Genomic DNA, 15,589 nt, shown 5'->3' on the forward strand with positions numbered 1-15,589 from the left:
TGCACAGTTCTTAAATTGACAATTTGAATTATTAATTATGTTTATCTGGTTCTAATAACCTCGTTTTAGTAAATTTTCCTTTTTGACCAGAATCTTCAATAAACCATGCCGGATTTCCGTTTTCATCCCGTCCTAGTTTACTGCCCGGAACAGGAGGTTCATCTGCCATTATGGTATATTTTTTTTCTGCAGCATTGGTTTCAAATAACTGGCTGCCATTGATTTTTGAAATATCAAAAGCTTTTTCTTTTTTGTGAGCACCATTAACTCCGTTTGTCTCGACCCGATTTTCAGGATTAAATTTAAGGGCATCGAAATGTTTTACTTTTAAATTGACGTATGAAGTATTTCCGTTTACAGAAGAATTTTGAAAATTTTGTAATTGGTCAACTTTTTGGCTCAAAAGCTGAATTTGCTGAACAATTTGTTCTAATGAGGCTTGATTTTGAGTTGATGATAATGGTATCTCATTTGTTAAAACAGGGGGATCAATAGTTTGGTTAGAAACAATTTCATTCTCTTTAGTCTCAATAGAATTCTCTTCAGGAAGATTTAAATCTATATAATCTGCTAAAAGTGATGGAGTAGGAAAGCCTTCATTGAGTTGTCTGAAAGTAATAGGTAAATCAAATTCTTTTTTTAGCCTTCCTGATAATTGGGTCAGCGATAAGGAATCTAAACCTAGTTCCAGGAAAGTATTTGAAGCCGAATCAGGATCATAAGTTATGCCCGATGCTTCTTTTATAATTTCTGAAATCCTAACAAGTACAGAATCCTTTCTTGATTCTTTAGTTTTAATACTATTTTCCGTTTCTATTGAAGCTGCGGATGTATTTGAAACGACAGGTATATCAGAAATTATATTTTTTTGAACTACCGTTGTTTGAACAGTATTTAATGGCTCAATCCAGCAGGGTTTTCGATCAAAAACATAACCCGGTAACTCGATTTTTTGTCTTTGCTGTTCTTTGTAGAAAGAACTCCAATTTGGGGTTATGCCTTTAGCCCATAATTCACCTACGGTATTTAATAAAGTCGAATATTCATTGTCCTGCTCTTCTTTAGGAAAATTTATGCTGGAAAAAGCGGGTATGACTTTACCGGCAGCCTGCTGGCGAGCCAGAGTAATCAGGGTTTGACCGGGACCTACTTCTAACAATATATAATCTTCTAATTCAAATGCAGTATCCATAGCATCTGCAAATCGTACTGTGTTTTTTAAATGGTTAACCCAATAGGTTGGACTTGTGGCTTCAGTGTCTGTAAGCCAGGTTCCCGTTGCTGTTGAAATAATAGGCAGTCTGGGAATACTTAGTTTTATTTTTTCTATTTCATTTTTGAAAGAATCTAAAATTGGCTCCATCATAAAAGAGTGAAAGGCATGACTTGTAAGAAGCAGTTTGTTTGGAATGTCTTGTGCATCAAGTTCCTGATTAAATAGTGCAATATCTTCTTTCGTTCCGGAAGCCACACAAAATTGACTTGAATTTATTGCCGCAACCGAAAGTGTATCAGGAATGAGTTCATATAATTTTTCTACTGGTACACGTACCGCCAACATTGATCCGCCGGGCAGCTCGCTTATTAATCGGCCTCTAACTGCAACGATATGCAAGGCATCTTTTAAACTTATAATTCCGGCTAAATGTGCAGCCGCAAATTCACCAATACTATGACCGCAGAGAAAAGTTGGTTTTATTCCCCAGCTCATCCATAACTGAGACAATGCATATTCTGTAACAAATAAACTTGGCTGGGTTAGACGTGTATCTTTTAAGCGTGCTTCGGCCTCAGTTGAATTGGTTTCCGGATAAAGTATTTCGCGAATATCTAATTTTAAATCTTCCATTAACAATTCTGCACATTTGTCTACTGCCTCACGATATACTTTTTCGTTATCATAAAGTGTTTTTCCCATTTGCAGGTACTGAGCTCCTTGTCCCGGAAATAGAAATCCCATTTCACTTGGAATACTTTTTAAGATTGAGGATTTAGTGTTTTTTGCTTTTAAAGAAATTAATTTTTCAACAGCATCATCTGTAGAATTCGTTACTAAAAAACTTCGGTGATTAAAATCATCTCTCGTAATATTCAATGAATAAGCAATGTCTGCTAAAGGGATATTTCTTGATTTATCAATAAAATGCCCCAGTGCATTTTCGTAACCTAACAAGCTGTTTTGGCTTTTTGCAGACCACATTAATAGCTGCAGCGGCCGTCCGGCCGAAGATGGTAAAGGTTCTGCTGTATATTCTTCAACGATTGCATGAACATTTGTACTTCCAATTCCAAAAGAACTCACGCCGGCTCTTCTTATACTGTCAGTTTCCCATTCAATTAATTTATTATTGATGTAAAAAGGACTGTTTGCAAAATCTATATTTGGATTTGGTTCATGAAAATTAACCATAGGCGGTATCTGCTTATGGCGCATGGCTAATAATACTTTAATTAAACCTGCAACTCCGGCAGCCGCCGTGGTATGTCCCATATTGCTTTTTATAGAACCTAATGCGCAATAATTGTTTTTTTCCTGCTTGCCATAAGCTATTTTAAGTCCTTCTATTTCTATTGGATCTCCTACGGGAGTTGCAGTTCCGTGCGCTTCCATGTAGCTGATTGCAGAGGGCGATATCTGGGCATCATTAAAGGCACTAATTATGGCTCCGGCCTGACCTCTTGGACTTGGAGCCATAAAACTGCCTTTGTCTCCTCCGTCATTATTTACGCCAACTCCTTTAATTACGCCGTATATTATATCTCCATCTTTCTCAGCTTCTTCCAGTCTTTTTAGTAAAACAACTCCGGCACCGTCACTAAAAACAGTACCTTTTCCAGAAGCGTCAAAAGATCTTGTAGATCCATCAGGGCTTTTGATAAATCCGTCATCATAAAGATGGCCGCTATTTATAGGACAAGTTACGCTGGAACCTCCTGCAAGCGCAATATCGCACATGCCAGTTCTTATAGCTTTTACGGCTTCGGCTACAGCTAATAAAGAAGTTGAACAGGCAGAATGTATGCTAACCGAAGGACCTTTTAAATTTAAATGATAAGAAGTACGCGGAGCAATAAAATCTTTTCCGTTTACGGTGTAGATTTGTAATTCGCCAACTGAACTTTTCAGCTCTTTGTTGTTGAATATATTGTTCTCATAATAGGTATTGATTTCGCTTCCAGAATATACAGCTACGCTTCCTTTATAATGTTTAGGAAGATGTCCTGCTTGTTCTAATGCTTCAAATGAAATTTCTAAAAACACGCGTATTTGAGGATCCATGGCGGCTGCAAGCTGTGGATTTAATCCAAAGAAATGAGCGTCAAATGTTTTAGCCGAAGGCAAAATTCCTCTGGCACCTATATAAAATGGGTCTTTACGAAGACTTTCGGGTAAACTTGGATCTAATTCTTCTTTGGTAAATAATGAGATTGTTTCTTTTCCCTCTTTTAGATTTTCCCATAATTCCTCTATGGTATCAGAACCGGGAAATCTTCCGGCCATACCAATCACTGCAATATCTCCAGAAGTGGTTTGATTATCCGTTTTTTTAAATGCAAACGAATCTTCTTTATTATTGTTTTCATTATTGTTTTCTTCTAAAGTATCAGCAAGTTCCCTAATGGTGGGATGAATATAGATTTTTGAAACAGATACATCCAGCGATAATCGCTGTCTCATTAAAGAAGTTACTTTTTGTGCCAGTACAGAATTGCCGCCCATGTCAAAAAAATCATCATCGATACCTATACTTGCTATTTGTAATTCTTCACTCCAAATCTTTACAATATCTTTTTCTAATTGGGTATTTGGTTTTTTGAACGGTGGTGCAGAATCCGGTCTGCTGTGTTCAGGAACAGGCAGGTTTTTTTTATCAATTTTTCCATTTGGCGTAATTGGAAATTCGTCTACCCAAATGTATTTAGAAGGTAATAATATTTCGGGTAAAATTTTTGAAAGTGCTTCATGTATTGGTTTTTCATCTTGTAATTGTGCGCCAGATTTTAAATAAGCCACCAGTTTATCTTCGTTACCAAAATACTTACTTACGATTACGGCTGATTGTTTTATTTCAGGAATACTATTTAAGGCAGCTTCTATTTCGCCTAATTCAATACGATGCCCCCTTATTTTTACTTGGTGGTCTATACGGCCTAAGCATTGAAACTCCCCATTTGGCAATAGTTTTCCTAAGTCTCCGGTGCGATAAAGAACTGAGCCGGGTTCAGTAGAAAACGGATTGGAAATGAATTTTTCAGCGGTAAGTTCCGGGCGGTTCCAATAGCCTTGAGCAACTCCATCGCCGCCTATAACAATTTCTCCAATTGTTCCGGGTGCTGTGGCTTTTCCTTCTTCATCTAATAAATAAATTTGTGTATTTGCAATTGGAAACCCGATAGTTATTAGTTCATCATCTGCATTAATTTGTTTTATAGCCGACCAAATAGTTGTTTCTGTCGGGCCATACATATTCCAAAGTGAATCACATTTTGAAATTAGCTGGCGTGCCAGATTTAACGGCATAGCTTCTCCGCCGCATAATGCTTTTAGGGCCAGCGGAGTTTCCCACCCCGAATCAAGAAGTAATTGCCATGTAGTAGGCGTAGCCTGTAATATTGTGATTCCTTTTTTTTGTAAAAGATTAAGTAAAAGCTGACCGTCACGAGTAGTTTCATAATCAGCAAAAAATACAGCCGCACCTTTAATCAATGGAAGAAATAATTCGAGACCGGCAATATCAAAAGAAATTGTAGTAATCGATAATAATTTATCTTCGGCATTTATTCCTGGTTCAATTGCCATACTGAACAGGAAGTTTACTAAGTTTTTATGTGTGACAGTTACCCCTTTAGGTTTTCCGGTAGATCCCGAAGTGTAGATTATATACGCTGCAGTAGCGTAAGAAACAGAAACTGCAGTTGGTGTAACAGGATAGTTGTCAATTAAAGACAAAGCGTCTTCGATTAATATAGTTTTTGAGTAATTGGGCAACGAATCGGCAAGTGATTCTGCTGTCAGCAAAAAACTGGCTCCAGAATCTTCGAGCATAAATTGTAAACGTGCTGCCGGAAATTTTGGATCTAATGGTAAGTATGCAGCACCGCATTGTAAAATAGCTAAAAGAGAAGCAATTAAATTGGGAGTCCGTTCCATAGATACGGCAGCAATTTGTCCGGGAGATAAACCCTGAGCCAAAAAGTAATTTGCCAGCTGATTTGTTTTTTTTACTAGCTCCTTATAGCTAACTTGTTCATCTTCAAATTCAAGTGCTATAGAATTAGGAGAGATAGCTGCCTGCTCTGTAAAAATTTCATACAGCGTATTTTGGGGATACGCCATTTTAGTCCAACTTCCCTCGTTGTCTAAATTATTGTTGTTAGCTCTTTTCATTTTAATTTAAGTGGATTAAAATTAGAGTGGAACAAAATAATAGGATTCAATTAATGTGAAACTAAAGAAAAACGCGACTTAAATCCAGGTTTACAGATCATTAAAGAGAAATGACTACATTTCTTATTTACAATTACCTGCTTCGTTAATAAATAAATGAAAGAATTATAAGTAGTTTTTAATCATTGATTTGGCATTTATTGAAATTATATTTATGTCCTAGTAATCAATATGTTAATCAAAAAAAGTAATTTTTTTTTACTAATACTTGCATTTTCTGTATAAAGCTATTATTATCGATGAATTGCATATTTTAAATTATATGAGGCAATTATTTTAAAATCAGCAGGCACTTTTAAATCAATCATGTGTATGCAATTTTCTCTTTGATAATAATGGAGTTTTTTTAGAGATAAATTTACTGCCTAATTTATCTGCCGGGATATGTTTTAAAAGTCAATAATTCCTTATTCAGACCAATTTATCCTTTGTAAGGAAAAACTTTATTTTGGTGATGGTTTGTTATAGAAAAATATTTAGCTTTGTTGTTTGTAAATATCTTGTATTCAGTAAGATAACTGTTAATTTAATGCAGTTTTTTTTATAAGGGCATCTAATAATTATGGATTAAACAAAAAGGATTTAGTGATATAATTTAGTGAAATAAACTACCGTTGTAATTAAGTATCATCTGGTTTATACTGGAATTAAAATATTTAATTTCACAGTTACTGTTTAAATTATATCGTCGGATATTTTTTAAGTAATTTATATTAAGCGATAAATTATTGAAAAACATTTTTTTTGATGTAGGTAAATAGTCATTAAAATACTACATTTTGTGTAGTTTATCGGAAATAAAATTCGTTATATCGATTTTATTTTGCTATTAAATATTTTTGCAGTATAAATTAAAAGCCTTATAGCACTGTGAAGTATTTAAATTTAAAACCCCTTAATCTACTCATAATCATGACTGCGTTTATTCCCTTTAAGGGGATTAGCCAAAGTACGCAGACAAATGATACTATGGAAACTATAATTCCATCCGGGAGTAACGCAACCGGAAGTTCAGGTTCTGTAACGTATTCAATCGGACAAGTATTCTATACCTATATTGGAGTACAAACTGCTTATAATGTAGCCCAGGGAATACAGCAGCAGGAATCAGATGAAACTCTGGGTAATCCGGAAATTGAAGAACCTGAAGCATCAATAGTAGTTTTCCCAAATCCGGCAGCAGATTTTGTTAATGTAAGCATGAAAGGAACTGAGTTTGAAAGCAGCGATCGATCCTATAAACTTTATGACATTCTGGGCAGACTATTAAAGCAAAACAAAATTAATCAAACTGAAACCCAGGTTAGTTTAAATAATCTCAGCCCTTCTCTTTATATACTTGTGGTATATGTAGACAACAAAATTTTGCAATCGTTTAAAATATTAAAAAAATAAAGAAGAACACAATGAAATCTGCGCTTACTATACTATTATTGCTTGTGACTGTTACGTTTAAGTTATATGCACAATCACCAGAAAAAATGAGTTATCAGGCAATTATTCGATCACAGAATAATGATCTGGTTGCAAACTCGCAAATAAGCCTTAGGGTTATTGTACATCAAGGTAGTGCGACAGGAACTACTGTGTACCAGGAAACACATTCTGCAACTACAAATAACAATGGTTTAGTTTCTCTCGAAATAGGAACAGGAAACATTACTACAGGTACTTTTAGTGCAATTGCATGGGAAAAAGGCCCGTATTTTATAGAAACACAAGTTGATGTAACAGGAGGAGCTAACTATAACATTATGGGAACTACACAGCTTTTGAGCGTTCCTTATGCATTGCATGCAAAAACAGCCGAAAGAATAGTTGGTACAACTACTACAACATCAAGAGCGGCAGTCATTCCATTTACTTCTTCCAGAAGCATTACTACAACAGATGTAAATAATACAATAGAGTGTACGACATCATCTACCTTAACCTTAACGTCTAATTTTACGAGTATGTTAACAGGAGATACTATTAATTTAGAAGCTCATAATGGTGCGGTATTAACAATACAGGCATCTTCTGGCGTAACAATAAACTATACTGCAAGCGGAAGCGCTAAGTTTACCAGTGCTGCCGGAAACGTAAGATTTGGATTTCTTAGAAAAACAGGCACAAATTCCTACATTATATCGGGACAATGAAAAAGTTACTATTTTTTTTACTCTTTTCAACAGCAGTTTTTTCACAAAACTATCAATATGCTCTTGAAGAAGCTCCGGTTACCATACCGGAACCACCAACAGGTGTAAATAATCAAATAGAAGAAATTAAATATTTTGAGGCTCATTTATTGCCGCTTGCGCAAAAAGCGACGCTTCAGGCTGCTTTAGATCAATATGGTTCTGTGCGTCTGGAAAAAGGAGATTATTCCGGAGTAGATCTTGTGATGAAAAGTAATCAAAGATTATACGGACATCCAACATTATCTAAAATATCTAATATTAAAATCGCAGCCGGAAGTACAAATGTACACATAGAACAACTTTCATTTGTAGACCGTACCGTAACTTTTGAACCCGGTGCACCTATAACAAATTGCGTCCTTAAAACTTTAAGATACGTTTATATCAATGCAACGGGAGCAAAATTAGATAATAATGAGCTGATCAATATTGGCGGACAGATTAAGTTTGACTGCAGTACATCTGGTTATTTTAGAAATAATAAGATTATAAAACATCAGGCACAGTCAATTTCCAATCAATTAATAATGAAAGGCAATAGCACAACGCCAAGCTATGGAAACGTTAATTTACATTCTAATTATTTAACCCCGGCTGGCGATGCTACAGATATTGACGGATTGCAGTCTGCTATTTTTGTTGGTGTAGACAGTGAAGGATGGAATTTAAATGGATTGGGTACAAAAGCAATGTTTACGGCTAAAAATATGGGTAATTTAAAAATTACCGATTTTGGGGGCGGTAATGCCTATTCTGCCGTTCAAACAGGATCTTACGATATTGATGCTCAAAATGTATTCTTTTTAAATAAATACCTGCGTACGTCAAACGATGTGATATCGGCCCGAACCAATATGTTTTTAATTGATGGAGAAGGAGCATACAAAAGAGGAAGCGGAACTGTAACAGGTTTTGATTTACTGGGAAATTTAGACAAAAGCAATGCTGTAAAATATAACGGAACGGAGCAAACCAGTACCATTACAAATACAGCCGTTACAACTGCTATTAGCAATACTATTTTAGGAACAAAATATACACCTTGGGCAAGAACAGCTTGGGAAACTCTGCCAGACCCGCTTGGTGCGAACTGGAAAACGGAAAGAACCGGAAAAACAGATCAAAGGGCGTATATTCAAAATCTTATTGATACAAAAGGAATTGCAGAACTACCGGAAGGAATATTCTATATAGGCGGTACTTTAAATGTTCATCTTGACGGAAATCATGGTATAATTGGGCAGGGAACCGGAAAAACGGTAATTGTAGGTTTAAAAGATGATTTCCCTTTAATTACATTAGACACAGGAACTGACACTAATTTTGTTCTGGCCTATTTAACATTGCAAGGCGGCAGCACGGGTATATATGCAGGTAAAATAAATGGCGTTGGAATTGGTCAGATTGCGTATGCAAATTTAAGGTTTATTACTTTTAGAGATCAGACTAACGGAATTCACTTGTATCAAATTATGGGGCTTGATAATAACTTTTTTGAGTATTTAGGTTTTGTAAATTGTGCCAGAGGTTTCTTTCAGGAACCGTTATTACCATACGCAGGAGATTATAACACATCGAGTTATGTCGATAAAACCATGTATTACAAAAGTCAGTTTATAAATTGTACTACGGCAATGTCAATGAAGGCAACCCGACCAAATAACTTAAATGCCTGGGTAGATTGCAAGTTCGACAGAGGTCAGACTGCTTTAGACATGGGAGCACAAAATTATCCTGTAATTGCCAATTGTGATTTTAGTAATTATACCGGAGCGAGTGTAATCAACAGTAATTCAATTTCGATATACAGTTCTAATTTTTTTAATAACACATCATCAGCCGCAACTTTAAATGCTATGATTACTTATATTGAAGGATGTAAATTTTCAGACAGTTCTAATATGTTTGCGCCTGTAGTGTACAATTCGACTTTTCATTATATTCTAAATTCAACAATTGCAGGAAATGTAGTAGTAGCAAAACCGTCGAATCTATATTATGATTCTTCTGCTATTTATGTAAACTCTACATTATCAGCAAATCCTACATTAAGTAAATTATTAGTAAATGTAAAAGTAGGCGTGCCGACGGTGATAATTAATACAACACCAACTCCGTATCCGCAGTTATTGGTGACGCAATAAAAAAAACAGAAATAATACAATTAGAGGTTCAGATTAATTTATATCTGAGCCTCTTTTTTTATTCTTCAATTTTAGATTGTCATTTTAAAGGTGATGTTCTGGAATATCTTTTCATATTTTTCCCCCGCTGCCGTACAAATCCTTTCGTGTGGTACGTACAGCATACGTTCAAATGATATTAATTTAAAATTTCTATTCATTTTTAAGATATTAAATACCTCTAGAAAGAAATATTAGATTTAAATTGCATATGACCACACGAAAGGATTCGTGCGGGAGCAGGGGGACTTAAAGGTCTGTCGACTTCTTTTTGAAAACAATTACTTTGGAATCTAACATCTTGTATTTTCATTATTTATAATACTCTTTTACTTCTTCTTTTTTAGCATCAAAAATATACTTCTCTTCATCCCCCCAATACATTTCAAATTCATTATTACTAATCCAGCCTGTTACTTTTAAAAACCTTGGAGCTTTTAACCATTTCATGTAATCTATTTTCTCTAATTCTTCATAATTGGGGTATTCCTTCGATCGAATAATAAAATACTTAATTAATTTTTCTTCATTCATAAAACCTAAACGATAAGTACAGGTGGTAAATTCATTTCGATGCTCTAACCAGCACGTATATTTTTTGTTTTTTGATTTATATATTTTTTCTTTTTTTAAGTAAAAATCATTTTTTTGTATTTTTTTATAAGCTTCAACTATTGGTTCAATAGGTTCTGAGTAAAATGTCACTAGATCCAGAAGTGATTTATAAATTATCTCACAAACTAATTTTATTTTATCATAATCGTTTAAGCTTAACAAAAATTTTTCATCAATTCTAACATACAAATGCTTTAAGTTATATGTTTGACTTTTATCTGATGGAAAAATATAAAAATCTTTATCATAATCAGAAACAGTAAGATGTATTACAATAACATCTATATCTTCCATATAATAATCTCCTATATATTCCCAAAATAAATAGACAATATTGCTAGCAATATTGCTAACAATATTAGAATCCGCTATACTTATCCGTTCAATTTTTTTTCTCATTTACCAAACTCTTTTATTTTATCTTCTAGCCATTTTACTGCTCTATCTACTCTTTCTTCAAAATCGTCTTTCTTTATAAAACAAGGAAGATAATGATGAGAAGGCATTTTTCCCATATTAGCTATTACGTAATTTGCAGTTAAAGACTTTTCTATTATATGAGTCATCTCTTTTGAAACACCCTTAATTACCCAATTATAAAAAAACTTATTTTTCTCAGCATTATTTTCTTTTTCAAATTTAGCACATTGTTTTTCTGGTCGCATATTACAATTTTCATCATAATCTTCTGTGCAGGTCATCCCGTATTTTGCAACTGAAATTTTTCCGTTTGTCGCCACTTTCCAAATTACATAAACTTTACAAGTTCCTCCTGTATCTTCCTTTGGTATTGAGTGAGGAATTGTTATAGGCAAATCTACAGGAATGTCTTTTAAATAGCTATCAGTTATAGGGACAATTGGAGTTGTTGCTGGTAAATCCAAAACGTCTCCCGAAACAGAAGTTACTGTTGATGTAACAACAAAAGTTTCTATAATAATATATGCTAACATAGCAGTACCAGTAATACTGCGAAATATTACAGCCCCTTCAGCACTAAGCCCAGCAGTTTCTCCTAAACTGACTAAAACACTTTTTGATAGTTCTGTGGACGCACCAGTGCCTAAAACTAATGCAAAACCTTCATGACTATTATCTCCTGCTCCATATTTACTTTTGAATTCAGCTGTATCAGTATCCAAATATTCAATTTCGCCATTAAAATAACCAATAAATTTCCATTTATTAGCTTCTTTCTTATATTTTGCTTTAAATGAATAACTCCCTTTTGTAAAAGCTACTAAAGCTCCTTTTGGTACTTTTAAATCTGGATAGCTTTCATTAGGATAAATAGATTCCAAATCTAAATTTGTTGCACCTTTTAATGCAAGTGCTTTTCCTGTAGGAGTTGAGTATATTTTATAATCATCTAAATCTTGGAGAGTAACCTTTCCATCGTTTAAATCTTGACAATTATTTCTATGAAATTCAGCTGCATCATTATAAACTTCGCGTATTTTCTTTTTATTTTCATCATTTTGATTACCACTAATTGCACCACTATTTGATGCAGAGTCAACAAAAATAGGATCTAAATCATCTCTTCGTTTTTGTAAATCCTCAGGAAGATCAGTTGTTTTTGCCAATTCTTTATATTGAGTATTTGCTTCATTTAATTCATCCCATATCTCTTTTTTTTCTTCAACATATTCAGTATCGTTAATAGTACCTTCCGATTTTTGTTTTTCTAAAACTTCATCTTTATCAAGTAAGGTAAGTACCTTATCAACGACATTCTTTGCATCACTATATATATCTTTCCCATTAATTACATTCCCCCAATCTGCATTATAACTAGTTTCAACAACTCCGCTTATCAATTGATAATCTGTATTGACTATAATATTGTTAAATTCAACAGCAATTTTAGTATCAGCCAGATAAGGCACAACGATATAACCTCGTCCTGAATATGGGCTGTTTTCACCTTTTAATTCCAGAATTGTTACCGGAAAATCACCAGCTGTAAAGGTTTCGCTTTGTATTAAATTCGTAAGCGGTTTTTGGTTACTGATATTAAAATTTGGTTTTATGCCGCAATTATAACTTGCAATCGCATTTTCCTTTTTAGGTATTGTAAATGTGTTTGTATTAGAATATGTAAAACTCTGAACACCTTCTGCTTCTGTTGTACAGCTGGAACCAACCCTGAATTCATATATAGTTTCAGGTTCAAGATTGGTTAGTAGAACCTGATTATTAAGACTGTAAGTCGAAAACCATTCAAATGTTTTTTCGGTTGTTTTTCCCCTTTTATTGGTTACTGCAATAGCTTTTTTTCTATATTGAACCTGATATTTAGTATGATCTGGAATTCCCTGCCAAGTTATCTTTACAGTACTTGGACTTACAATTTCTGATAAAGCAAATGTTGGGGGATTACACTTTTGGGTATATTTAAAAGAATAAATTTCGCTGTAACCGTCATTTTTAAAAATAGCATTTTCTGAAAGCCCGGTAGTTGATATTGCTCTTACACGCCACGCATAACGCATCCCCGGAGTCAGGATTGGCATATTTAAATTATATAATAAAGCAGTTCCAAAAAGTGTTTCTTCATATAAAATGGGTGACATTTGAAAAGCAAACTGAGGATCAAGCGAAGGATCTAAAAGCTGTTTTAATTCAAATTTATAGGAAACATTAATGGCATTCATCTGGCGTGGTGTCCAGGTAAACATAATATTCGGGAAGTCGCTTGATGCGATTTGCTCGTTTTTTTGAGGGGTATTTAATAATGGCGGATCATTTAAGATTAGATATAAACTCGCACAGCTCTTTTGTGATATTTTTTGATTTGTGATGTAATCATACATTTCAAAACAAAAATTATACATTCCATCCGGTAAAGGATTTGCATATTGAGCTGCTGTAATTCCCTGCAGGTTTTCAAGTCTGAATAAGGCAGAAATATCAATATTGGTTAAAGTCTGAAATTCACCTCCATTGATAAAAATAGGTTTTTGTCCTGTTATATAATCACTGCTTTGTATATTGATCCCATTTCCTTGTATGTACAATTTTAATCTTACTTGTCGATATGAAATTGTAACATCTGTCGGGTTTATCATTAACTGCATTTTAGTATCCATACTAGTTGCATAGTCGGATATTTTAACGCTGTACGGATTTTTAAAAACGGGAGTTAACTGAACTGGAAATAACTGTGCATTACAATTGAAACTCGAACTAATGAATGTAAAGAGAAACAGAAATTTTTTGATTTTTTTTATCATTTATGAATTGAGTTAGTTGATTGTTTCCTATGAAAAAAGCAATCAACTAACATAAGTTTGCAAAAAATCAAAACGACCCTTAATAAGTTATAAAAGTGATAGGATAAGACATATCAATACTTTGAAAGTGTAAAAAAAAATATTGTTATAAATCTTACATAATCAAGGTTTTAAAGCGGATGTTAATGCTGGTTTGCACAATTTTTTTGAGAATTTTTTTGCTGTAATCACACTAATATGATAGCTGTAAAAGGCTGTAAATTGTATTTTATCGGATTTTAAAATCCGTTGAACAGATTTATTATTATAAACTGAAAACAATATATATTTTTAACCACGATTTAAAAAGAATAATAAATAAAAACGGTCATTTACCTTTATTCTTTGTTAATAATTAAACAGTTATTATAAAATAGTAGTTTTTTTACAAAGTATAATGAAAAACAAATTATCACTCTATTGTATTTTTTAAGGTACAATAGTAATTTCAAAATAAGGATTATTTATATTTTTTTGTTTTATGAAATATAGTGTATACGAAAATATTAGAAAAATAAGAGAATTAAAAAATTTAACCAGAGAGTTTGTAGCAGCAGAACTAAAAATGAGTACCAGTGGTTATGGCAAGATTGAACGAGGTGACGTTGATTTAACAGTATCTAAATTAATTGAAATTTCAAAAGTTTTAGAGGTCTCAATTGAGTTCATATTTAAATTCGATGTTTCGGTTTTTTTCAATGAGACAACCAGATAAAGTATCTGGAAAATAGTAACAAAGCTTAAATAGATAAAATAAATAATTAAAAATTAAGGTTATGGAAAATTACTACTTAAGAATAAAAGAGTATCGGTTGCAAAATAATCATACTCCTGAATATGTAGCTATTCAGATGGAAATAAGTGTAAAAAAATATGAAAAAATTGAAAATGGAATGATTGACCTAAAATTATCAAAGCTGGATAAGCTGGTTAAAATTTTAGGAATCAAAAAAAGTGAAATTTTCAGATTGAGCAATTAATATTTTTTGATAAAGAAGAGTTCGCATATAAGAACTCTGTTTTTTATTTATGTTATTACTTATGTTTTACTTTTAAAACATATCCCAAAGATTCTAAAATTAAAACATAATGCGTTTTTGTAATGTCTTTTATTACGGCATTCTGATCACAAAAAGGCCCGGAATTCAAATGTATTTTATCTCCAATCTGGTACTGCATAACAGATATTTCTTTAGCAGTATCTCCACAATTAAGCCATTCTTTTATCGTTTCGATTTCCTGGTCTTTTACAATTGCGTGTCTTCCTAACCAAAATAAATACCTAACCACGCCCGGAGAATAAAACACCATGTTACGATCTTTTTCCGGTATTTGCACAAAGATGTAATTATTAAATAATGGTACTTCTACCTTTATTTTCCTGTCAGATCTTTGCTGCGTTTTTTTAATCAAAGGGCAGTAACAATTAATGTTATATTTCGTTAATTGTTCTGCTGCCCTTTTTTCCCATTTAGGTTTTGTGTAGACTACGTACCATTTCATAATCTTTAATTTATTTGTTGTAATTGTAAACCGGTTTTTAAAATTAGCTAAACTGTATTGGTATTTATTTTTTCTGAATATTGTCTTTTTGGAGAACAGTTATTTTCTGTTGGATAATAGTCAAAAATTAATCAGTTTGAAGAGATATTTCACCATAAATATTAAATGTAAATTTAATTCCCGAAGATGAAAATTATTTAAGGATTTAATGCTAATTTTTCCTTATTAAGGACATTTAGTTACTAAAAAGTAATTTCTTATCAGCCTCATTATCATAATTTTATCTTAAAATATTGTTGTATTCAGATTGAAATTATTGATTTGAGTTTCAGGTTTTTTATCCTGCACTTTAAATCTTTTAAAAACAGTCAAAAGCCA

At 33.1% G+C, this 15,589-nt stretch carries 9 protein-coding genes; 5 read left to right on the top strand and 4 right to left on the bottom strand.

Translation table 11 applies throughout. The annotated features are described in order from the left end of the window. Window positions 1–31 precede the first annotated feature (31 nt). Window positions 32–5,389: a polyketide synthase gene (locus LUU93_RS16235; protein WP_232682224.1), complete on the bottom strand. Its 5,358-nt coding sequence runs from the start codon at window positions 5,387–5,389 to the stop codon at window positions 32–34. Window positions 5,390–6,361: 972 nt separating this feature from the next. On the opposite strand from LUU93_RS16235, the gene LUU93_RS16240 reads away from it, so the two are divergent. Genes LUU93_RS16240 through LUU93_RS16250 form a run of 3 tightly spaced genes read left to right on the top strand, consistent with a single transcriptional unit; the run spans window position 6,362 to window position 9,779 of the window. Further along, window positions 6,362–6,844 (top strand): T9SS type A sorting domain-containing protein, encoded by a 483-nt coding sequence (locus LUU93_RS16240; protein ID WP_232682225.1) that lies wholly within the window; start codon window positions 6,362–6,364, stop codon window positions 6,842–6,844. Window positions 6,845–6,855: 11 nt separating this feature from the next. Beyond that, window positions 6,856–7,593, top strand: coding sequence for a DUF8740 domain-containing protein (locus tag LUU93_RS16245; protein ID WP_232682226.1), 738 nt, complete (start codon window positions 6,856–6,858; stop codon window positions 7,591–7,593). Continuing rightward, window positions 7,590–9,779, top strand: a complete 2,190-nt coding sequence (locus LUU93_RS16250) for a hypothetical protein (RefSeq protein WP_232682227.1) — start codon at window positions 7,590–7,592, stop codon at window positions 9,777–9,779. The genes LUU93_RS16245 and LUU93_RS16250 overlap by 4 nt, the downstream gene beginning before the upstream one ends. Window positions 9,780–10,130: 351 nt before the next feature. Here the strand turns inward: LUU93_RS16250 and LUU93_RS16255 are convergent, their stop codons facing one another. Next, entirely contained in the window at window positions 10,131–10,832 is a 702-nt protein-coding gene (locus LUU93_RS16255) for a hypothetical protein (protein ID WP_232682228.1), read from the bottom strand. Beyond that, complete coding sequence (locus LUU93_RS16260) at window positions 10,829–13,669, bottom strand: fibronectin type III domain-containing protein (RefSeq protein WP_232682229.1); 2,841 nt, start codon at window positions 13,667–13,669, stop codon at window positions 10,829–10,831. The genes LUU93_RS16255 and LUU93_RS16260 overlap by 4 nt, the downstream gene beginning before the upstream one ends. Before the next feature lie 520 nt (window positions 13,670–14,189). Between LUU93_RS16260 and LUU93_RS16265 the strand changes: the two genes are divergently transcribed. Together LUU93_RS16265 and LUU93_RS16270 are read left to right on the top strand one after the other, a co-directional pair. Beyond that, entirely contained in the window at window positions 14,190–14,423 is a 234-nt protein-coding gene (locus tag LUU93_RS16265; protein ID WP_232682230.1) for a helix-turn-helix transcriptional regulator, read from the top strand. A 61-nt stretch (window positions 14,424–14,484) separates the two neighbouring features. Next, window positions 14,485–14,688 (top strand): helix-turn-helix domain-containing protein, encoded by a 204-nt coding sequence (locus LUU93_RS16270; protein ID WP_053470230.1) that lies wholly within the window; start codon window positions 14,485–14,487, stop codon window positions 14,686–14,688. Between the two features lie 55 nt (window positions 14,689–14,743). Here the strand turns inward: LUU93_RS16270 and LUU93_RS16275 are convergent, their stop codons facing one another. Beyond that, window positions 14,744–15,211, bottom strand: coding sequence for a UpxY family transcription antiterminator (locus tag LUU93_RS16275; RefSeq protein WP_053470229.1), 468 nt, complete (start codon window positions 15,209–15,211; stop codon window positions 14,744–14,746). Window positions 15,212–15,589 lie beyond the last annotated feature (378 nt).

The sequence above is a fragment of the Flavobacterium soyae genome, assembly GCF_021245985.1.
Lineage (GTDB): Bacteria > Bacteroidota > Bacteroidia > Flavobacteriales > Flavobacteriaceae > Flavobacterium > Flavobacterium soyae.